Source organism: Ruegeria sp. CG8 (assembly GCF_056537165.1).
In genome coordinates this window covers 519,850-539,886 of sequence record NZ_JBQFRA010000003.1, presented here as the reverse complement: position 1 = coordinate 539,886, position 20,037 = coordinate 519,850, and the positions used below count along the sequence as shown (strand labels likewise).

Here is a 20,037-nt window from a genome sequence, read left to right as displayed (position 1 = left end):
TCGTCAGAACAGTATTCTAAATCCGGGCTGAAAGTGACAAGTTCGTCCCGACGCAAACGACTGGATCCGCAAATGACCCATCAGCAGCCAATCCTCGACACGTCCCCCAAGGTCTCGGACGAGGTTCGCAAGACAACCTGCTACATGTGTGCCTGCCGGTGCGGGATCAACGTCCACATGAAGGATGGCAAGGTCGCTTACATCGAGGGCAACCGTGACCACCCGGTGAACAAGGGGGTTCTGTGCGCCAAAGGCAGCGCGGGCATCATGCAGGTCAACGCCCCGTCACGCCTGCGCGCTCCGCTCAAGCGGGTGGGTCCGCGCGGGTCGGGTGAGTTCGAGGAAATCCGCTGGGACGAAGCGTTGGACATCGCCGTCGGCTGGCTCAAACCGCTGCGCGAGGACAACCCCGAAAAGCTGGCCTTTTTCACCGGCCGCGACCAATCGCAATCCTTCACCAGCTTCTGGGCCCAGAATTTCGGCACCTGCAACTATGCCGCCCATGGCGGTTTCTGCTCGGTCAACATGGCGGCCGGCGGCATCTACACGATGGGCGGCGCGTTCTGGGAATTCGGCCAGCCCGATTGGGACCGCACCAAGCTGTTCATGCTGTTCGGCGTGGCCGAAGACCATGACAGCAACCCGATCAAGATGGGCATCGGCAAGATCAAGGCGCGCGGTGCCCGCGTGATTGGGGTGAACCCGATCCGCACCGGCTACAACGCAGTTGCCGATGACTGGGTCGGCATCACGCCCGGGACCGACGGGCTGTTCATCCTGTCGCTGATCCATGTGTTGATGAAAGCCGGCAAGATCGACCTGGATTACCTGAGCCGCTATACCAACGCCCCTGTTCTGGTGAATGCCGCCGAAGGCCCTGAAAAGGGCCTGTTTCTGCGGGACGCTGACGGCAAGCCGCTGGTGATCGACCGGGTAACGGGGCAACCGACGGCCTTCGACAAACCGGGCGTCCGGCCCGACCTGACCGCCACCTATGACATAGACGGCATCACCCACCGCCCGGTCTTCCACGTGATGGCGGAAAAATACCTCAGCGACGAATACGCCCCCGAAGCGGTGGCCCAGGATTGCGGCGTACCCGCCAGCCGGATCCGCGCCATCGCCGGTGAGCTGGCGCGCGTCGCCTTTGACGAGGCCTTTGAGCTGGACCAGGAATGGACTGACTTCCGGGGCGAAAAGCACAGCAAGATGATCGGCCGGCCGGTGGCCATGCACGCGATGCGCGGCGTTTCGGCCCATGCCAACGGATTCCAGACCTGCCGCGCGCTGCACGTGCTGCAGATCCTGCTTGGCACGGTCGAAGTTCCGGGTGGGTTCCGCTTCAAGCCGCCCTATCCGAAGCCGGTCGAAGCACACCCGACCCCCCATTGCAAGGTCACGCCAAACTCGCCCCTGGACGGCCCGCATCTGGGTTTCGTGCGCGGCCCCGAAGATCTGGCCCTGAAGGCCGATGGCAGCCCGGCGCGCATCGACAAGGCCTTTACCTGGGAAAACCCGATGTCCAGCCACGGGCTGATGCACATGGTGATCTCGAACGCTCACGCGGGCGATCCCTACAAGATCGACACGCTGTTCATGTACATGGCCAACATGTCCTGGAACTCGACCATGAACACTAAGGGCGTGATCGAGATGCTGACGGACAAGGATGACAACGGAGACTACGTGATTCCGCGGATCATCTACTCCGATGCCTATTCCTCGGAAATGGTGGCCTATGCCGACCTGATCCTGCCCGACACCACCTATCTGGAGCGGCATGACTGCATCTCGCTCCTCGACCGCCCGATCTGCGAGGCCGACGGTGCCGCAGATGCGATCCGCTGGCCGGTGATCGAACCCGATCGCGACGTGCGCGGATTTCAGACGGTGCTGATCCAGCTGGCCAACAAGCTGGGTCTGCCGGGTTTCACCGATGAGGACGGCTCGGCCAAATACACGGACTATGCCGACTACATGGTCAACCATCAGCGCAAGCCAGGCATCGGCCCACTGGCTGGATTCCGCGGCGCAGATGGCTCGCAGGTGGGTCGAGGCGACGTGAACCCGAACCAACTGGACCGCTATATCGAGAATGGCGGCTTCTACCTGGAACACATCCCGGACGAGGCCCTGTTCTACAAACCCTGGAACGCCGCCTATCAGGACTGGGCAGTGGGAATGGGCCTGTATGACAGCCCGCAACCCTACCTGTTCCAGCTCTATTCCGAACCGATGCGCAAGTTCCAGCTGGCCGCCGAAGGCCATGGTGACCGCCAGCCCCCCGACCACCTGCGCGGCCGCATCACGGAAACCATGGACCCGCTTCCGATCTGGTACGAGACCGACCAGACCGGAAACGAAGGCTTCACCGTAAACGCCCTGACCCAGCGCCCCATGGCGATGTATCACAGCTGGGGCACCCAGAATGCCTGGTTGCGGCAACTGCACGGGCGCAACCCGCTGTATGTTCCCACCAAGCTGATGTGCGAACACGGACTGAAGGACGGGGACTGGGCCAAAGTCAGTTCTCCGCACGGAGAAATCACTGTGCCGGTGATGGAAATGGCGGCGTTGAACGACAACACCGTCTGGACATGGAACGCCATCGGCAAACGCAAAGGGGCATGGGCGTTGCAGCCCGACGCGCCCGAGGCAACCAAAGGATTCCTGCTCAACCACCTGATCCACGAATTGCTGCCGCCCAAGGGCGACGGTCTGCGCTGGGCCAATTCCGACCCGATCACAGGACAGGCCGCGTGGTTTGACCTCAAGGTCAAGATCGAAAAAGCCGAAGCACCGGCAGACGCCCAAAGCCAGCCGGAATTCCCGTCAATCAAATCTCCGGTCGGCACCGGCCCCAAGGATCTTGCATGGAAGGTTGGCAAATGACCCAGCGCCACACTCCATTTGGCCCAAAATATCCCCGGGATAGATTGAGCCGAGCGGCTCAGGAGGGGGCTGCCCCCCTTTCGGCCCCGGCCCTCGACAAAGAGCGGACGCCATGACCCAACTTCCCCAATCCACCGAGCGAAAAATGGGCCTGGTCATTGACCTGGATACTTGCGTCGGCTGTCATGCCTGCGTGATCTCCTGCAAGGGCTGGAACACCGAGAACTACGGCGCCCCCCTGTCCGATCACGACGCCTATGGCGCGGACCCCTCGGGCACATTCCTGAACCGGGTGCACTCGTACGAGGTGCAGCCGGCCGAAGGTGCCGCCCAACTGATCCATTTCCCGAAATCCTGCCTGCATTGCGAGGATGCGCCCTGCGTCACCGTCTGCCCCACCGGCGCCAGTTACAAGCGGGTCGAGGACGGGATCGTGCTGGTCAACGAAAGCGACTGCATCGGCTGTGGCCTGTGCGCCTGGGCCTGCCCCTATGGCGCGCGCGAACTGGACGCAGCAGAGGGGGTCATGAAGAAATGCACCCTGTGCGTCGATCGCATCTACAACGACAACCTGCCCGAGGAAGACCGCGTTCCCGCCTGCGTGCGGACCTGCCCCGCGGGGGCCCGCCATTTCGGTGATCTGGGCGACCCCGACAGCGAGGTCAGCCAACTGGTGGTCGAGCGCGGCGGAATGGATCTGATGCCCGAAATGGGCACCAAACCGGTCAACAAATACCTGCCACCCCGCCCCAAGGATACGGTCGAAGAGCAGATCGACATCCTGGCGCCCCTGCTGGCGCCGGTCGCCGACGAGCCGAAGGGCTTCCTTGGCTGGCTGGACAAGGCATTGGAGAAGCTCTGACATGCATCCCGCACCTTCCGTCATCCTGTTCACCACTCTGTCGGGGCTGGGCTTCGGCCTGCTGTTCTTCCTGGGCCTCGGCTTTCCGAATGTCTCGGGCTGGGTGGCCTTCGTGTTCTTCGCCATCGCCTATGCGCTGTCCGTGGGAGGGCTCATGGCCTCGACCTTTCACCTCGGCCACGCCGAGCGCGCGCTCAAGGCGTTCACCCAATGGAAGACAAGCTGGCTCAGCCGCGAGGGCTGGTGCGCAGTTCTGGCCCTGTTGGTCATGGGGCTCTATGCGATCGGCGCGATCTTTCTGGACCAGCGCTGGTCCGGTCTGGGTCTGATCGGTTCGCTGCTCTCATTGGCGACCGTATTCACGACCTCGATGATCTACACGCAACTCAAGACGATCCCACGGTGGAACCTGACACTGACGCCCGTAATGTTTCTGAGCTTCAGCGTGGCCGGTGGCGCGCTTCTGGCGGGGCAGACCGCATTTGCGATCCCGCTGCTGTTGATCGCCGCGCTGGTTCAAATTCTTTACTGGCGTTCGGGCGATCAGGCCTTGGCCAACTCGGGAACCAACCTTGGTACGGCAACTGGTCTTGGCGACCGGGGTTCTGTCCGCGCGTTTGAACCGCCGCATACAGGAACCAACTATCTGCTGCGCGAATTCGTTCACGTTGTCGGACGCAAACACGCAGACAAGCTGCGGGCCATTTCCTTTGCCTTGGCCTTCGTGGTTCCCGTCGGTCTGTTGATCCTGCCGTTCAACCACCTGGTCGGAGCGCTGGCGGTGCTGTCTCATATGGCGGGTATCGCGACTTCTCGCTGGCTGTTCTTTGCCCAGGCCGAACATGTGGTCGGGCTGTACTATGGCAAGCGCTAAGTCGCTCTGCAGGCAAGCAAAGGGCGGTGCCGGTTCTCCCGGACACCGCCCTTTTTCTTTTGGAACACGCCTGATCAGATCAGGCCCGCATGCTCCATCGCGGCATCAATCGCGGCCTTTGTGCTGTCTTCCAGCGTCGTCAGCGGCGACCGCACTTCTTCCGTGCAGCGTCCCAGTTTGCTGAGCGCGTATTTCGCACCCACCAGGCCCGGTTCGATGAATATGGCCTCGTGCAGCGGCATCAACCGATCCTGATACTCCAGCGCCGTCGCATAGTCGCCCGACAGGGTCGCCTGCTGGAACTCGGCGCACAGCTTGGGGGCCACGTTCGCGGTGACCGAGATACAGCCAACGCCACCATGAGCGTTGAAACCCAGGGCCGTCGCGTCCTCACCAGAAAGCTGGCAGAAGTCTTTGCCGCAGGCAGCGCGCTGCTGGCTGACGCGGGCAAGATCGCCCGTGGCGTCCTTGACACCGATGATCCGAGGCAGTTGCGCCAGCGCACCCATGGTGTCCGGGTTCATGTCGATGACCGAGCGGCCCGGGATGTTGTAGATGATGATCGGAATATCCGCACAGTCATGCAGCGCCCGAAAATGGGACAACAGGCCTTTCTGAGTCGGCTTGTTGTAGTAGGGCGTGACGACCAATGCCGCATCCGCACCCACTTTCTGTGCGAATCGCACGAACCGGATGGCTTCGACCGTATTGTTCGACCCGGCCCCGGCGATGACCGGCACGCGCCCCGCGGCGGCCTTGACCACCTCGGCCACTACGGTTTCGTGTTCCTCGTGGCTCAGCGTCGGGCTTTCGCCGGTCGTGCCGACGGGCACCAGACCGGTCGACCCTTCGGCAATCTGCCATTCCACCAATTGTTTGAGCGTATCCAGGTCCAACTCGCCGTTGCGGAACGGGGTGACGAGAGCTGGCATCGAGCCTTTGAACATGGAACGCTCCTTGAGGTTCAATCGTGTGATGTGCGTCGCGGGCCGACACGAATTTAGGTTTCTTGAGTTGATCCCGGCGGCGCAAGGTTTATCCTGAATGGCTGTATCCTCGGTTGGTCGGGAAATGCAAGGGATGACACGGATTCTGTCGCTGATCGCGACGATGATTCTAGCTTTGACACTTCAAACTCAGGCCGTGCGGGCCGATGCGGTGTCCGATCTTCGGGCCGCAATGTCCGAATTGCGCAAAGGCGACTGGAACGCCGCCTTGCGCGTGGCCGGCACCCGCGGCTCGGTCGCGCGCGACATCATCGTGTGGCACTGGCTGCGCCAAGGGTTCGGCAGCTCTGGCGATGTTCTGGTCTTTCTGGACCGGCGGCCCGATTGGCCGGGCCTTGCCTGGCTGCGCCGCAAAAGCGAGCCGTCCTTTACCGGCGCGGACCCGGACCGGGTGCTGAAGTTCTACAAGGACAACCCGCCACAGACTGCCGAAGGAGCTCTGAACTATGCCGTGGCACTGAAGGCCAAAGGCCGAACCGGTGAGGCCGAGGCGGATATCGTCACTGCCTGGCGGACGATGCCGATGGGCTCGGGCCTGCAGCAGGACTACGTTCAGAACTTCGGGTCACTGCTGAAACCGCATCACGAGGCTCGTCTGGACCGGATGCTGTGGGATGGTCATCTGATCAGCTCGGCCCAGATGCTGCCGCTGGTCAGCCAGGACTACCGCAAACTGGCTGAAGCGCGGATCGCCCTGCAAAAGCGCCAACCCGGCGTGGATGGCAATGTTGCCGCCGTTCCGAAGGCGCTTGCCGATGATCCGGGGCTGGCCTTTGACCGGTTCGTATGGCGGGACCGCAAAGAGCTGGACGACAGCGCCATTGACCTGATGCTGGCGCGCTCGACCAGCCCGCAGGCACTGGGCGAACCCGACAAGTGGGCCGAAGGGCGACGCAGGCTGGCGCGGCTGGAGATGCGTCAGGGTGATGCGAACCGGGCCTATGCCATCGCCGCCAATCACCACATGACACCCGAGATGGGGTATGGTTATGCCGACCTCGAGTGGCTGTCGGGTTTCCTGGCTTTGCGCAAGCTGAACGACCCGGCCACAGCCGTTCGGCATTTCCAGAACTTTCTGGGGGCTGTGAAGTCTCCGATCTCGATGGGTCGGGGCGGGTATTGGTTGGGCCGGGCCTACGCCGCAACCGGAAACGCCGAGAAAGCCTACGAGGCTTATGCAATCGGCGCCGACTACCAGACCTCGTTCTATGGCCTGTTGGCTGCAGAACAGATCGGACGGCCATTTGACAGCGACCTGGCCAACCCGCGCCGGGCGCCCCATTGGAAACAAGCCGAGTTCGCCAAGTCCAGTGTGCTTGAGGCGGGGCTGCTGCTGATACGAGCTGGCGAGCCGGAATTGGGCGAACGGTTCCTGACGCACCTGGTCGAAAGCCTGGATCCGGTGCAGGCCGGCCAGCTGGGTGATCTGGCGGTCGAGTTGAAGGAGCCGCATCTGGCGGTAATGATCGCCAAACGGGCCGCGACGAATGGAGTCGTATTGCCCGCGGCGTATTACCCGGTCCATCCCGTTGCGGATATCGGATTGCCCATGGCCAAGGAAATGACCCTGGCCATCGCACGCCGCGAAAGCGAATTCGACCCGGTCGTGATCAGCGGCGCCGGCGCGCGCGGCCTAATGCAGGTGATGCCTGCGACCGCCAAGCTGGTCGCGCAGGAACTGGGCATTCTCAGCGGTCATCAGACGGGACGTTTGACCTCGGATTGGCGATACAACGCCAAACTGGGGGCAAACTATCTGGCCGGGCTGGCTGCCGAATTCAACGGCAACGTCGTGATGATGGCCGCAGGTTACAATGCCGGCCCCAATCGCCCGAACTCATGGATGGACCGCTACGGCGACCCGCGAACCGGCGCGGTGGATATCGTCGACTGGATCGAGACGATCCCCTTCAACGAGACCCGCAACTATGTGATGCGGGTGACCGAGAGCCTGCCTGTCTACCGCGCAAGGCTGGGCAAACCCGCGCTGCCGATCCCCTTCTCGCAGGAGCTGGTCGGATCAACCCTGTCTGCGTTCGCGCCATAGGGTGAACAGACCCGCCGCTACCACCAGCCCCGCCCCCGCGATCACCGCGGGGCGCAGGGTCTCGTCAAAGATCGTGATGCCCAGGATTGCGCTCCACATCAGGTGAAAATAGGCGAAGGGCTGTACCGCGCTGGCCTCGGCCATCTCGTAGCACTTGATCAGCAGCCAATGCCCCAGAACGCCGGTAATGCACAGCAGCCCCATCCAGAACCAATCCCGCGGCACCATCGGCTCCCAGAACCACAGGCCGATGCAGGTCATGACCAATGCACCGACGATCCCGGTCCAGAAGAAGCTGGTTGCGGTGCTGTCCTGACGCGCAGCATAGCGGGTCAGCAGACCGTAGAACGCAAACATCAGCGCCGAGATCAGAGGGATTACTGCCCACGGATTGAAAACGCCCATGCCGGGCTGCAGAATGATCAGCACGCCAACGCATCCGACCCCGATGGCCGACCAGCGCCGCCAGCCGACTTTCTCGCCCAGCACCGGCCCGCTGAGCGCGGCGACCAGAAGCGGATAGCAGATGAACACCGCCTGGCTCTCGATCAGACCGAGAATGGTAAAGCCGTAGACGGCGACGCAGATCTCGCCGGCAAGCAGCAGGCCGCGCAGGATCTGCAGGCCCGGTTGCCGCGTCCGGGCGGCGGCCGCCAGACCACCGGGTGCACGCGCCGCCAAGGCAATCACGAAAGCTGCAAAGAACCAGTATCGCAGCATGACCACCATGTAGGTGTTGTACGTGCCTGCCAGATGGCGCGAGATGCCGTCCTGCAGCGCAAACACGATCGTGGCCGCGATCATCAGCGCAATACCCGCCCGCACGTTGTTTGTCTGGGTCATGCCTTGGTCGCCCGCGTCATGTGCCGTTTGCGGCCGTATCCCGGCGCGCGGGATACGGAAAACCCGGCATCCTGCAACCCTCGCCGCACAAACCCGGCTGCGGTATAGGTGGCAGCCGTCCCTTCGGGCGCGGTATGGGCCGCCACTTGCCGCATCAGTTCCGGCTGCCACAGCTCGGGGTTCTTGGCGGGCGAGAACCCATCCAGGAACCAGGCATTCGCGAGCCCGTCCCAAACAGGCAGGGTCTGGCGGGCATCACCTTCGATCACGGTCAGACGCAGCGTGTCCAAATCACAGCCGCCACCCTGCCATCGGTCAAGGAACCGGTCGGCCCAGGGCGCCAGCTCGGGAAAGGCCGCAAGCGCGCGTTTCATATCGGCAGGGGCCATCGGAAAGGCTTCGAAACTGGTAAACGTCAGCGGACCCGATTGCCCGGACTTCTCCCATTCCGACCAAGCGGTCAGCATGTTCAGTCCGGTTCCGAACCCCAACTCGGCGATGTGAAAACCAGGGGCAAAGCGCGCGGGCAGATCGTTGCCCTGCAAAAAGACATGACGGGTCTCCTCCAGCCCGTTCTGAAGGCTGAAATAAGGGTCGTCGAAACGATCAGAAACAGGGACTGTCTCATCCCTCCACGACAATTTGGCGCGCTGGTCTGCCATCGGGAATTCCTGTAGCTAAGCGGCGCGACACTGAACAAGGAAAAGGGGATTGGCAATGGTCGATGTGACGATCCGCGGGGCTGGTATATTTGGCCTGTCCATCGCCTGGACTTGTGCGCGACGTGGCGCCAGGGTCCGGGTCGTCGATCCCTACGGCGCGGGTTCAGGGTCCAGCGGCGGGCTGGTGGGTGCCCTTGCCCCGCACGTTCCGGAAAACTGGAACGACAAGAAAGCATTCCAATTCGAAAGCCTGCTGATGGCCGAACCGTTCTGGCGACAGGTGGAGGCCACCGGCGGCGTTTCGCCCGGCTATGCGCGTCTGGGGCGGATCCAGCCCATCAACGACCCAAAGAACCTCGACCTGGCGCATCAGCGTGCGGCCTCGGCCCGCGACCTTTGGCAGGGTCGGGCTGAATGGACCGTGGTCGAGGCGCGCTCGGTCGGATCATGGTGCCCGCCCAGCGCAACGGGATTCGTCATCCACGATACGTTGAGTGCACGCATGCATCCACGCCGGGCCTGCGCCGCGCTGGTGGCCGCGCTGGCCGTGATGGGGGTTGAGGTCGTGCCCGAAGCCCGGGACACCGGGGCAGTCATTCATGCGACCGGGGTGTCCGGCCTGTTGGAACTGTCCGATGCTTTCGGCAAGGCAGTCGGAAACGGGGTCAAGGGACAGGCGGCACTGCTGCGGTTCGACGCGGGCCAGGTGCCGCAGCTGTTTGCGGAGTCGATCCATTTCGTGCCCCACGCCGACGGGACACTGGCCATCGGCTCGACGTCCGAGCGGGACTATGACGACCCGACCGGCACCGATGCTGCGCTTGACGATGTGATCCAGCGCGCGTTGCAGGCGGTTCCCGTTCTACACGGCGCGGAAGTGATCGAGCGTTGGGCCGGAGTTCGCCCCCGCAGCAAGAGCCGAGCGCCGATGCTGGGCGCACACCCGCTGCACAAGGGTCAGTTCATTGCCAATGGCGGCTTCAAGATCGGGTTCGGCATGGCCCCAAAGGTGGCCGAGGTCATGGCAGACCTTGTGCTGGACGGACAGGATACGATCCCCGAAGGCTTCCACCCCGAGGCGTCACTGTGACCGAGGAAGGGCCACGGCCTGCATGCACTGTCGACCGTCCGGACTGCGGACCCATAAATCGTTCCCGTTTCGGCACAGCGTGGCAGGCTCGAAATGCATCAGCGGAGAGGACGCGCGAAAGGAAAACTCGGCCAGCGGCCCCATGAGATCAGTGGCGAGCAGCATCAGGTGCTGCGCCAGAATCGGTCCATGAACCACCAGCCCGGCATAGCCTTCGACATCGCGGGCATAGTCAAGGTCATAGTGGATGCGGTGGCCATTGAAAGTCAGCGCCGAGTACCGAAACAGCAGCGTGGTGTCGAACTCGACCTGGCGCAGGTCTGTTTCGTCCGTCCGGGCAACCGGGGCCGCTGGTTTTGGTGCATCGGCCGACGGATCCTCGCGATAGACAAGGTCCTGCCATTCGGTCAGGCACAGCGTGTCGTCCTGCCAGATTTCGTGCTTGAGGGTCACAAACCCCAAGGGCCCAGTCCGTCCGGTCTTGGTGCTCACATTGCTCAAGGTCGAGCGGCGTTCGGCTGGTGTGCCAGCGATCAGCGGAGCGGCGAACCGCAGTCGCCCACCGGCCCACATCCGACGCGGAAGACCGAGGTCGGGGACCAGCCCTCCGCCCACCGCGGGATGACCGTCGCGCCCCAAGCCCTCGGGCGGGCGCGGTGACCAGAAATACAACTGGTGAAAGAACGGCGGCAGCGACGTGCCCATCCCGATCGAAGGTGCCTGCCCCAACGCCACCTGAAACGCCGCTGCCCGGGCCGGGTCCATCACGTCCTGCTGAATTTCCGAGGAAACTTGATCCGTCATGGTCGCACCCTAAGCAGGCTCGGCCAGCCCGACAAGGCTCAGAAACCTGCTTCGGCCCGCAGCTTCTCCATCAACTGGCCCAGCGTCCGTTCGTACCGGTCGCTGCGCAACCGACCTGCATCGTCGAACTCGTTCGAGCTGTCGGCCAGATGAATTTCGGGGCCCTGAAGGATGCGCGGCTGAAACGGCACCATGAAAGACCGCAGGATCATCTGCGCCCGTTCGCCTCCGGCCCGGCCCGCCGCTGCGGACATCACCGCAACCGGTTTGTCGGCCCAGGGATTGCCCTTGGTCCGGCTGACCCAGTCCAGCGCGTTCTTCAGAACGCCTGACGGCCCCTTGTTGTATTCCGGAGTGGAAATGACCACCGCATGGGCATCGGCGATCTGGTCCGCCAGGATCTGAACTTCGGCCGGGATCCCGTCGGCCTCCTCAGCATCTCCATCATAGAGCGGCAGGTTCAGATCAGCTTCGATGAACGTTCCCGCGCCGAACAGGCGCGCCGCTTCACGGATCAGGCGTCGATTGGTGGCGTTCTGCCGCAACGAGCCGGACAGGCCCAGAAGGATCGGTTCGGACATCAGGATATCTCCGTCATGTGTTTCGGCTGCAGTTTAGTCATCCCGACCGCAAACCATAGCCCGCCTGACGCGCAGTCAATGTGCAAAAAGAAAGGGGCCGCTCGCGGCGGCCCCCGGCGGTTGGCTGTTGATCGGCTCAGGCGTTGCCGCTTGGCACGATCACGATCTCGACCCGGCGGTTCTGCGCCTTGCCCTCGGGCGTCAGGTTCGAGGCGATCGGTTGGTTTTCACCGCGGCCGATCGTGGCGATACGCGCATAGCTGACGCCATTGGCCTGCAGAACATCCGCCACCGCATTGGCGCGGCGTTCGGACAGGATCTGATTGTAGCCGGCTTCACCATCGCTGTCGGTGTGCCCGATGATCTGTACGTTCGAGTTGGGATAGTTCACCAGGTTTTGCCCCACGCGGACCAGATCCGCTCTCAGCGCAGGCCGGACCGTGGCGCTGTCGGTGTCGAAGGTGATGTCATTCGGAACCGTGACGATCAGCCGGTCTCCGGTGTTGACGATCGTGATACCGTCATTGGCCAGTTGCTGACGCAGTTCGGCTGCCTGCCGGTCCAACTGGTTGCCGATCAACCCCCCGCCGGCAGCACCAATGGCCGCACCGGCAACGGCACCCAGCCCAGGGTTCGAGTCATTGGCGATGGCGCCAACACCGGCGCCAATCAGACCGCCCAGCAACGCTCCCTGCTTGGCGTTCTGGTTCGGGTCGTCCTGAACCCGCAATGTACCGGGGTCGGTACAGGCCCCCAGCACAAATGCGGCGCTCAGCCCGACCGGCAGCAAGAATCTGGAAATTTTCATGGGTTCACCTTCTGCTCCTGCACCCGTTTTTCCGGGTTACGTGTTTGACGTGATTATAGCACGCCTGACACAAACAGGCTCAAGCGACAAAAACGTGAGATCGGCGAATACCCGCCGCCCCGAAGGCGCTCAGAAATCCGGCAGAGCGCGAAATTTCATCGATATGCCATCCTCGGGGTGTTTGACGCGCAATTCCTCGGAATGAAGCATCAGCCTGGGGAAATCGCGCGCTGGTCCTTCGGCATAGAACGGGTCGCCCAGGATCGGATGGCCCAGTGCCTGCATATGGACACGCAACTGGTGCGAGCGACCGGTTTTTGGAAACAGGCGAACGCGGGTGGTGTCCCCGTCGTACCGGACGACCCGCCAATCCGTGACCGCCGGCTTTCCGGTCTCGTGGCACACCATCTGGCGCGGCCTGTTGGGCCAATCCACGATCAACGGCAAGTCTACCGTGCCGGTCTTTGGTTCCACCCGGCCCCACACACGGGCGACGTAGGTTTTTCGTGTCTGCCGGTTTTCGAATTGCTGTCCCAGATATCGTTGGGCGTGCGGGGTCTGGGCAAAGATCATGACGCCTGAGGTATCGCGGTCCAACCGGTGGACCAGCAAGGCCTGCGGGAATGCGGCCTGCACACGGGCCAGCAGACAATCGGCCAGGTGCTCTCCCCGGCCAGGCACCGACAGCAGGCCCGCCGGCTTGTTCACCACGATCACCTGCGCGTCCTCGTGCAGCACGTCCAGCGGCGTTTTGGGGGGATCATAGGTATCGCTCATGCGGGCTGCCTATCGCAGGGCGCCGCCTCTCGCAACGTCGTCCTTGCGATGAGAAGGCTTCTCGGCAACTCTCGCGCCAGGCAGAGGAGATGACATGCACCCGACGATCGAACGAATGCAGGAAGTGGTCGCCAAGGGCGACGAGAGCCTGATCCATGAATTGCTGGCCGAAGACGTGCAGTTCCTTCCGCCGACCTACTACAGCACCTGGACAGGCCGCGCCCCGGTGGCGGCGGTATTGGGTCATGTTGGACAGGTTTTTTCCGAGTTTCGCTACCGCCGGATCATGGGCGATGGCAAAGACTGGGCATTGGAGTTTCAATGCAAGGTGGGTGAACTGGACGCTGTTGGCGTTGACCTGATCAAGCTCAACGATGACGGGCTGATTCAGACATTCGAAGTCGCCATGCGTCCCTACAAGACCGTTGGCGCCCTGCGCGAGGCCATGATGGCGCGCGTTATGAAAGACCCCCGGTTCCTGGAATTTCGGAACGCTTTGAGCTGAGCCACCCGTGCCCATTGCCGCCGATCAGCTTCTGAGAGTTGCGCTGCTGCCGGTGCTGGCGGTACAGGCTCTGATGGTGCGACGAGGGGCCGTGCAGCTGCCCGAACCTGCTGGTGCGCGTGAGGGCCGGCAAGGCCGCGGGCCGAGACTGCGCCTGCTGATCACCGGCGACAGTTCCGCCGCAGGTGTTGGGGCTGGCACTCAGGAACAGGCGCTGTCGGGCCAGTTGGTGAAACTGCTCAGCCGCCAGTTCAGCGTTGAGTGGCGCCTTGTCGCAACGACCGGCCACACGACCGGTAACGCGATCGAAGACCTGCGCAGGATCGAAGGCCAGTTTGACGCGGCTGTTACGGCCTTGGGCGTCAACGACGTCACCCGAGCCGTGACCTGCAACCGGTTCAAACGTCAACAGGCCGAGTTGATGCGCTTGCTTTCCGTCGATCTGGGCGTGCGGACTGTGATCGTGACGGGCGTCCCGCAGATGGATCGGTTCCCGGCGCTACCACAGCCCTTGGCATGGATTTTGGGACGCCAATCCGCGCGCCTTGACGAAGGGCTGAGAGAGGTGATCGCGAGCTTCCCCAAGGCCCGGCATCTGGCGCTGCACCTGCCCGACGATCCGGCCCTGGCGGCTGTGGACGGCTATCACCCAAGCCCCAAAGCCTATCGCCTTTGGGCAGAGCAGGCCGCGCGAATGATCCTCGATCAGGTCTGACCGCGCACCTGACGGATCATGGGCACTGAATAGACTACCAGTGCGGCCCAGATCAACGGAAAGGCAATCATGCGCCCGCGGTCGATCTGCTCACCAAACAGCGTGATCGCCGTGATGAATATCATGGTCGGCGCGATGTACTGCAGGATACCCATGGTCGAAAGCCGCACCAGCTTGGCCCCGTTGGCATAGACCAGAAGCGGAACGGCGGTCACGATACCTGCCCCGGCCAACAGCATGGTATCTGTTGCGGCGCCTCCGAAATGTCCGGTACCCTCCGCGCCCAACCAGGTCACATAAGCCAGCGCGGGAACCAGCAAAATCAGAACCTCAAGCAGGAATCCCTGGTTTGGTCCGATGGGCAACGAGCGCTTGAAGAACGCGTAAAATCCCCAGCTGACCATCAACCCCAGCGCCGCCCATGGCAGACGGCCGGCCTCGACCACCAGAACCAGAACGCCCAAGGCGGCAAGCCCCACGGCAATCAACTGTGTTCGGGTCAGGGACTCGCGTAGCAGGATCGCTCCCAGCGCTATGCTGAACAGCGGGTTGATATAATACCCCAGCGCCGCGTCCAGAGCGTTGCCACTGGCGATCGCCCAGACGTAGATAGCCCAGTTCACCGAAATCAGGGCCGCCGTCAGGCATGCCATTCCCAACATGCGCGGATCGCGCAGCGCCGCCTTCAGATCACCGGTTCGCCCCAGCGCGACCAGCAACAGCCCGGCCACCGGCACCGACCAGATGATGCGATGCGCCACGATTTCGACGGGACCGATATGCGCCATTGCCTTCATGTAGAGCGGCAGAAAACCCCAAAGGACATACGCCGTAACAGCCAGCGCAAGGCCTTTTGGCGAATCCGTGTTCTGGGCTTGGGTCGGGCGCTCGGCCATGAATGGTCTCCAGCTGATACCCCCCGTCTTTAGGCAAAGTCCCTTGCCATTGAAACTCAGAAAAGCTTGAAGACGCTCATAACGAATTGTGATGGGTCGGCGGCCCTATCGTCCGGTGTGCGACCGGCAGAACCATGTTCGGCTATGCTTGGTTTTCCGGTAAAGTCTTGGCCAGATGGAGGCCTCGTCAAGAACCTCCATCCGGCGCTGTGCAATTCCATAGGAGCAACGCCCCCAACCCGCCATCAGACCTTCACACGTTCGGATTTCGGATCGTACATGGGTTTGAGCGACGCCTCGGCGCGGACCTTAACTCCACAGACGTCAATCTCGTATGTCGAGGACAGCACGTCGGCCGCGCTTTCGCCCTTGCAGGGGACATAACCCATGCCGATCGCGCCACCCAAAGTGTGGCCATAGTTTCCTGAGCTGATGTAACCCACATATTCGCCATCTCGGATAATCGGTTCGTTGTGGAACAGCAGCGGTTCAGGGTCAGTCAGCTTGAATTGCACCAGCCGGCTGTGGGGGCCACTGTCCTTGCGGGCAATCACCGCATCTCGGCCGATGAAATCACATCCCTTGTCCACCTTGACGGCAAAGCCGAGACCGGCGTCCACAACGTGATCTTCGCAGGTGATGTCATGGCCGAAGTGACGGAAGCCCTTTTCGATCCGGCAGCTGTCCATCATGTGCATGCCGCACAGCTTCAGGCCCATGTCCTGCCCAGCCTCGTGCAGCGTTTCGAAAACGTGCCCGGCCATATCCGACGACACGTAGACCTCCCACCCAAGTTCGCCCACATAGGTCACGCGGTGAACGCGTGCCAGGCCTATTCCGATCTCGATTTCCTGCGCGGTGCCGAATGGGTTTGCCGTGTTCGAGAAGTCGTTGGGCGAAACTTTTTCAAGCAAGGTCCGCGCGTTGGGGCCCATCACCGCCAGAACGCCTTCGCCGGCAGTGACATCGGTGATGACCACATTGAAATTGCCCGAGTGACGCATCATCCACGTCTGGTCGGCCAGTCGCGTCGCCGCCGGGGTCACGACCAGATAGGCGGTCTCGGAAAGGCGGGTCACGGTCACGTCTGCCTCGATCCCGCCATGCCGGTTCAAGAATTGGGTGTAGACGATTTTGCCGTTTGGAACCGCGTAGTCGCCGCCACCGATATAGTTCATGAAAGCCTGGGCATCGGGGCCTTCGACCCGCATTTTTCCGAACGAGGACATGTCATACATGCCCACGTTCTCGCGCACTGCGCGGTGTTCGGCGGCCGAGTTTTCGAACCAGTTCTGGCGCTTCCAGCTGTAGCGGTATTCGCGCTCCTGCCCCTCATTGGCGAACCAGTTCGCGCGCTCCCAGCCGGCCAACTCGCCAAAGACGGCGCCGTTTTCTTTCAGGTGGTGGTGGAACGGCGTCCGGCGCACGCCGCGCGCCGTGGCCTTTTGCCGATAGGGGTAGTGGTCGGCATAGAGCAGGCCCAGCGTTTCCTTGGACCGCTCGAATAGATACTGCTTGTTGCCCTGGAAGGGCTGCATCCGGCTGATGTCCACGTCGCCCAGGTCAAAGGGTTTTTCACCCGAGTCCATCCATTCCGCCAGCGCCATTCCCGCGCCGCCCGCAGACTGGATCCCGATCGAGTTGAACCCGGCGGCGACCCAGACATTGTCCATCTCGGGCGCAAGGCCAAGGTGATAGGCATCGTCGGGCGTAAAGGATTCCGGCCCGTTGAAGAAGGTGTGGATGCCCGCCTCGGCCAGCATCGGCATCCGATTGCAGGCGGCCTCGAGGATCGGTTCGAAATGGTCGAAATCCTCGGGCAACTGGTCGAACTCGAAACTGTCGGGAATTCCCTTCATGGCCCAGGGCTTGGCATTCGGCTCGAACGCGCCCAGAAGGATCTTTCCGGCATCTTCCTTGTAATAGGCGCATTCGTCCGGCACACGCAGCACCGGCAGCTGGGTCAGCCCGTCAATGCCCTCTGTCACGATGTAGAAATGTTCGCAGGCGTGCAGCGGTACATTGACACCTGCCATGCGTCCCACCTGATGGCCCCACATCCCGGCGCAGTTCACCACCATATCGCATTCGATATGGCCCGAGGCGCTGCCGTCATCGGCCACCCAGTCGACGCCGGTAACTTTGCGGCCCTGCTTTGCGATCTCGGTGACCTTGACCCGTTCCTTGACGACGGCGCCGCGCTGACGGGCACCCTTGGCCAGCGCCAGCGCGATATTGGCCGGGTCGCCCTGGCCGTCCAGCGGCAGATAGACGGCGCCCTTGACCCCATCCAGATTCAGATGCGGATAAAGCTCGGCCACCCGCTCGTTCGAGATCTCCTCGACCTCGACCCCGAAGGCGCGGGCCATGGCGGCCTGGCGGTAGATCTCTTCCTTGCGCTCATCCGTCAGCGCCACGGTGATCGAGCCACAGCGTTTGAAGCCCGTGGCGACGCCGGTTTCCTCCTCGAGCGCGCCATAGAGTTCCTGGCTGTATTTCGCCAGTTTGGTCATGTTCGCGGTGGCGCGCAGTTGGGCGATCAGGCCGGCCGCGTGCCAGGTCGTGCCGCTGGTCAGCTGCTTGCGCTCCAGCAGAACAACGTCGTTCCAGCCTTTCTTGGTCAGGTGATAGGCCACCGAGCATCCGATCACACCGCCACCGATGATCACCACGCGGGCCTTGCTGGGAAGATCAACCATTCCGAAGTCTCCAATCTCGAGTCGGCGTCAGAGTGCCACGAACAGGCGACAAAAAATGCAGCAAAAACGTCAACTGCGGCACAAAAATCACCGCAGCGCCGATTGGCGTTTCTGGCGGCGCAGAGCGAATGGCGTGATCCCGAAAAAGCTTTTGTAGACGGATGAGAACCCGTTGGGAAAGCCGCAGGCGAGGCCGATTTCGCGCACGCTCATAGTGGTATTCAAAAGCAGGTTGTTGGCCTTGGCCAACCGCATCTCCCGATAGAACCCGTTCGGCGTGGTGCCGAAGAATGTCTTGAATTTGCGCTCCAGCGAGCGGTTCGACATTCCAAGCTCTTCGACCAGTTGATTGATGGGCAATGGATCTTCGATATTGGCCTGCATCAACTTGATGCACTGATCCAGCCGGGCGTCCCCGGTCGTTGTCGTCTTGGCGCCCGAAAACGGCTGCAACGACGAAAAATCGCGGATGTGTTCGTGCAGCATGATGTCAGCCACCGTCATCTTGGCCGGCCCCGAGATGTGACGCCCGATCACCGCCAAAGCAATATCGGCCGTGGCCCCCATTCCCGCGCAGGTCACGACCGGGCCCTGCTCGGTCGCGATCGAAAGCTTGGCCTCGAACCGGGCACCGCGTTCGCGGAAGATCGACGCGTTTTCCCAATGTGTTGCCATGTCGGGCGTTCCGTGTTCGTCGATGTATCGGCTGGCGGCCTCGGCCAGCAAAAAGACCTGCGCACCGCGATAGGTATAGTCGGACACAACCCGGCCCAGCGACAGCTCGGGCTGGTCCGGGTCGGTGTTGCCGATCACGAACAGATAGTCGGCGTCCGGTTGGCGCGTAACGGGCTGGGTCGGAATGCTGGCGCCGCTGCTGCTGACGATGGTCCCTCCCTTGAGCGACCGATAGGCATAAGTGAACGGCGGGTGCGGGCAAACCCGATTGGCGAGACGCAGCACATCCACCACCGACGCCAGTTCCAGCAGAACGAAGCCCGGCGCGGTGATGATGTCAAAATGCCACTGCGCCTTGACGCCTTCGGGTTTTCCAGGGTCCGGTTTCTCCGCCATACCCGCCACTCACACGATCCTGTGCCCGGCCGAGCGCAGGGCGTTGGCCAAAGCTTCGATGTGCTCAGGGCCCACTTCGCAGCATCCACCGATGATCGTGGCCCCTTGGTCAACCCAACTCATCGCATGTACGGCATAGGCCGACGGGTCCAGATCGTGGCGCGCCTCCAGCGCGTCGACTGTCGGAGCGTCTTTCAGGAAGCCGTCGGAAATCCGGGTGAAACCATTCGCGTAGGCACCGTAGGGCTTTTCAAGTTCCGCAAGGATCTCCAGCGCCGCGGGCACCGCCTCGGGTCGGGTGCAATTGATCAGAACCGCCTGGGGATCGAAGCGTTCGACCAGTGGCGCTATCGCGCCCAGCGGTTCGCCCGACCTCAGCCGCGTACCGTCCTCGTCCATGACCGACAGGGCCAGCCAGACCGGCTTGCCACAGCCTTCTGTTCCACGCAGCGCGCCTTCGGCCTCGGTCACGGACGAGACGGTTTCGATCAGAAACAGGTCCACCCGGTTCTGCATCAATCGCACCAGTTCCGCGAATTTCTGCGCGGCCTCGTCGGGATCGGGGTTCAGATCGGGGCGATAGGTGGCCAGCAAGGGGCCCAGCGCGCCGGCGATACGTCCCACCCGCCCATCGCGCGCCAGTTCGGCCTGTGTCAGAGCCGCATCTATGAGTTGCTCCAGCTGGTCCTCGATCCCCGCTCGTACGAGGCGAGAGCGGTGCACGGCGTAGGTGTTTGTCGTCGCGACGGTTGCCCCGCGGTCGAAATAATCCCGATGGATCTCTCCGACCAACCCCGGCTCGTCGATCATTACGCGGGTTGACCACAAGGCGGTTGGCTGTTCGCCACGACGTTTGACCAGCTCTTGACCGATCGAACCATCCAACAGCGTGATGTCTGCCATC

Annotated in this window: 18 protein-coding genes; 7 read left to right on the top strand and 11 right to left on the bottom strand. The window is 62.5% G+C overall.

What is annotated here, in order from left to right; genetic code table 11:
- The first annotated feature begins 72 nt into the window (after positions 1-72).
- The 3 genes from ACR0EF_RS12825 (at position 73) to ACR0EF_RS12815 (ending at position 4,628) form a co-directional block, all read left to right on the top strand.
- Complete coding sequence (locus ACR0EF_RS12825) at positions 73-2,892, top strand: molybdopterin oxidoreductase family protein (protein ID WP_170372996.1); 2,820 nt, start codon at positions 73-75, stop codon at positions 2,890-2,892.
- 112 nt (positions 2,893-3,004) lie between these two features.
- Positions 3,005-3,754: a 4Fe-4S dicluster domain-containing protein gene (locus ACR0EF_RS12820; RefSeq protein WP_170372995.1), complete on the top strand. Its 750-nt coding sequence runs from the start codon at positions 3,005-3,007 to the stop codon at positions 3,752-3,754.
- 1 nt (position 3,755) lies between these two features.
- On the top strand, positions 3,756-4,628 hold the full coding sequence (locus ACR0EF_RS12815; RefSeq protein ID WP_170372994.1) for a dimethyl sulfoxide reductase anchor subunit family protein: 873 nt from the start codon (positions 3,756-3,758) through the stop codon (positions 4,626-4,628).
- Between the two features lie 74 nt (positions 4,629-4,702).
- Here the strand turns inward: ACR0EF_RS12815 and dapA are convergent, their stop codons facing one another.
- The gene (gene dapA / locus ACR0EF_RS12810) at positions 4,703-5,575 is read right to left on the bottom strand and encodes a 4-hydroxy-tetrahydrodipicolinate synthase (RefSeq protein ID WP_170360872.1); all 873 of its coding nucleotides are present in this window, start codon (positions 5,573-5,575) and stop codon (positions 4,703-4,705) included.
- A 133-nt stretch (positions 5,576-5,708) separates the two neighbouring features.
- Between dapA and ACR0EF_RS12805 the strand changes: the two genes are divergently transcribed.
- The gene (locus ACR0EF_RS12805) at positions 5,709-7,682 is read left to right on the top strand and encodes a lytic transglycosylase domain-containing protein (RefSeq protein ID WP_170372993.1); all 1,974 of its coding nucleotides are present in this window, start codon (positions 5,709-5,711) and stop codon (positions 7,680-7,682) included.
- On the opposite strand, the gene ACR0EF_RS12800 is transcribed toward ACR0EF_RS12805, so the two are convergent.
- Together ACR0EF_RS12800 and mnmC2 are read right to left on the bottom strand one after the other, a co-directional pair.
- Positions 7,656-8,525: a DMT family transporter gene (locus ACR0EF_RS12800; protein ID WP_170364968.1), complete on the bottom strand. Its 870-nt coding sequence runs from the start codon at positions 8,523-8,525 to the stop codon at positions 7,656-7,658. The two genes, ACR0EF_RS12805 and ACR0EF_RS12800, sit on opposite strands and share 27 nt — an antisense overlap.
- Positions 8,522-9,187 (bottom strand): tRNA (5-methylaminomethyl-2-thiouridine)(34)-methyltransferase MnmC2, encoded by a 666-nt coding sequence (gene mnmC2 / locus ACR0EF_RS12795; RefSeq protein ID WP_170372992.1) that lies wholly within the window; start codon positions 9,185-9,187, stop codon positions 8,522-8,524. Before mnmC2 ends, ACR0EF_RS12800 begins: the two co-directional genes overlap by 4 nt.
- 55 nt (positions 9,188-9,242) lie before the next feature.
- On the opposite strand from mnmC2, the gene ACR0EF_RS12790 reads away from it, so the two are divergent.
- Positions 9,243-10,277 (top strand): NAD(P)/FAD-dependent oxidoreductase, encoded by a 1,035-nt coding sequence (locus tag ACR0EF_RS12790; protein WP_170372991.1) that lies wholly within the window; start codon positions 9,243-9,245, stop codon positions 10,275-10,277.
- On the opposite strand, the gene ACR0EF_RS12785 is transcribed toward ACR0EF_RS12790, so the two are convergent.
- From ACR0EF_RS12785 to ACR0EF_RS12770, 4 genes are all read right to left on the bottom strand, one after another.
- Entirely contained in the window at positions 10,269-11,081 is an 813-nt protein-coding gene (locus tag ACR0EF_RS12785) for an HTD2 family dehydratase (protein ID WP_170372990.1), read from the bottom strand. The genes ACR0EF_RS12790 and ACR0EF_RS12785 overlap by 9 nt on opposite strands.
- A gap of 38 nt (positions 11,082-11,119) precedes the next feature.
- On the bottom strand, positions 11,120-11,662 hold the full coding sequence (locus tag ACR0EF_RS12780; RefSeq protein ID WP_170372989.1) for an NADPH-dependent FMN reductase: 543 nt from the start codon (positions 11,660-11,662) through the stop codon (positions 11,120-11,122).
- A gap of 136 nt (positions 11,663-11,798) precedes the next feature.
- A complete protein-coding gene (locus tag ACR0EF_RS12775; RefSeq protein ID WP_170372988.1) occupies positions 11,799-12,470 on the bottom strand; it encodes a YiaD family glycine zipper/OmpA-like lipoprotein in 672 nt (223 codons plus the stop codon).
- Between the two features lie 129 nt (positions 12,471-12,599).
- On the bottom strand, positions 12,600-13,247 hold the full coding sequence (locus tag ACR0EF_RS12770; protein ID WP_170341351.1) for an RluA family pseudouridine synthase: 648 nt from the start codon (positions 13,245-13,247) through the stop codon (positions 12,600-12,602).
- Between the two features lie 94 nt (positions 13,248-13,341).
- Here ACR0EF_RS12770 and ACR0EF_RS12765 point away from each other — a divergent pair, with 94 nt between their 5' ends.
- Both ACR0EF_RS12765 and ACR0EF_RS12760 read left to right on the top strand, forming a co-directional pair.
- Positions 13,342-13,752 (top strand): nuclear transport factor 2 family protein, encoded by a 411-nt coding sequence (locus tag ACR0EF_RS12765; protein WP_170360856.1) that lies wholly within the window; start codon positions 13,342-13,344, stop codon positions 13,750-13,752.
- 7 nt (positions 13,753-13,759) lie between these two features.
- A complete protein-coding gene (locus tag ACR0EF_RS12760; RefSeq protein WP_260063593.1) occupies positions 13,760-14,467 on the top strand; it encodes an SGNH/GDSL hydrolase family protein in 708 nt (235 codons plus the stop codon).
- On the opposite strand, the gene rarD is transcribed toward ACR0EF_RS12760, so the two are convergent.
- The 4 genes from rarD to ACR0EF_RS12740 form a co-directional block, all read right to left on the bottom strand.
- A complete protein-coding gene (rarD, locus tag ACR0EF_RS12755) occupies positions 14,458-15,363 on the bottom strand; it encodes an EamA family transporter RarD (protein WP_170360854.1) in 906 nt (301 codons plus the stop codon). The two genes, ACR0EF_RS12760 and rarD, sit on opposite strands and share 10 nt — an antisense overlap.
- A gap of 245 nt (positions 15,364-15,608) precedes the next feature.
- Complete coding sequence (locus ACR0EF_RS12750; RefSeq protein WP_170372987.1) at positions 15,609-18,062, bottom strand: GcvT family protein; 2,454 nt, start codon at positions 18,060-18,062, stop codon at positions 15,609-15,611.
- Between the two features lie 87 nt (positions 18,063-18,149).
- The gene (locus ACR0EF_RS12745; RefSeq protein WP_170342312.1) at positions 18,150-19,133 is read right to left on the bottom strand and encodes a GlxA family transcriptional regulator; all 984 of its coding nucleotides are present in this window, start codon (positions 19,131-19,133) and stop codon (positions 18,150-18,152) included.
- Positions 19,134-19,142: 9 nt separating this feature from the next.
- A complete protein-coding gene (locus tag ACR0EF_RS12740; protein WP_170372986.1) occupies positions 19,143-20,036 on the bottom strand; it encodes a homocysteine S-methyltransferase family protein in 894 nt (297 codons plus the stop codon).
- Position 20,037: the final 1 nt, after the last annotated feature.

Coding starts and splice junctions, on each gene's coding strand:
- ACR0EF_RS12745 (WP_170342312.1), bottom strand. CDS start 19,133: ATGGCGGAGAAACCGGACCCTGGAAAACCCGAAGGCGTCAAGGCGCAG.
- ACR0EF_RS12780 (WP_170372989.1), bottom strand. CDS start 11,662: ATGTCCGAACCGATCCTTCTGGGCCTGTCCGGCTCGTTGCGGCAGAAC.
- ACR0EF_RS12775 (WP_170372988.1), bottom strand. CDS start 12,470: ATGAAAATTTCCAGATTCTTGCTGCCGGTCGGGCTGAGCGCCGCATTT.
- ACR0EF_RS12805 (WP_170372993.1), top strand. CDS start 5,709: ATGACACGGATTCTGTCGCTGATCGCGACGATGATTCTAGCTTTGACA.
- ACR0EF_RS12750 (WP_170372987.1), bottom strand. CDS start 18,062: ATGGTTGATCTTCCCAGCAAGGCCCGCGTGGTGATCATCGGTGGCGGT.
- ACR0EF_RS12765 (WP_170360856.1), top strand. CDS start 13,342: ATGCACCCGACGATCGAACGAATGCAGGAAGTGGTCGCCAAGGGCGAC.
- ACR0EF_RS12815 (WP_170372994.1), top strand. CDS start 3,756: ATGCATCCCGCACCTTCCGTCATCCTGTTCACCACTCTGTCGGGGCTG.
- ACR0EF_RS12800 (WP_170364968.1), bottom strand. CDS start 8,525: ATGACCCAGACAAACAACGTGCGGGCGGGTATTGCGCTGATGATCGCG.
- ACR0EF_RS12740 (WP_170372986.1), bottom strand. CDS start 20,036: ATGGCAGACATCACGCTGTTGGATGGTTCGATCGGTCAAGAGCTGGTC.
- ACR0EF_RS12785 (WP_170372990.1), bottom strand. CDS start 11,081: ATGACGGATCAAGTTTCCTCGGAAATTCAGCAGGACGTGATGGACCCG.
- ACR0EF_RS12790 (WP_170372991.1), top strand. CDS start 9,243: ATGGTCGATGTGACGATCCGCGGGGCTGGTATATTTGGCCTGTCCATC.
- ACR0EF_RS12825 (WP_170372996.1), top strand. CDS start 73: ATGACCCATCAGCAGCCAATCCTCGACACGTCCCCCAAGGTCTCGGAC.
- ACR0EF_RS12770 (WP_170341351.1), bottom strand. CDS start 13,247: ATGAGCGATACCTATGATCCCCCCAAAACGCCGCTGGACGTGCTGCAC.
- mnmC2 (WP_170372992.1), bottom strand. CDS start 9,187: ATGGCAGACCAGCGCGCCAAATTGTCGTGGAGGGATGAGACAGTCCCT.
- ACR0EF_RS12820 (WP_170372995.1), top strand. CDS start 3,005: ATGACCCAACTTCCCCAATCCACCGAGCGAAAAATGGGCCTGGTCATT.
- dapA (WP_170360872.1), bottom strand. CDS start 5,575: ATGTTCAAAGGCTCGATGCCAGCTCTCGTCACCCCGTTCCGCAACGGC.
- rarD (WP_170360854.1), bottom strand. CDS start 15,363: ATGGCCGAGCGCCCGACCCAAGCCCAGAACACGGATTCGCCAAAAGGC.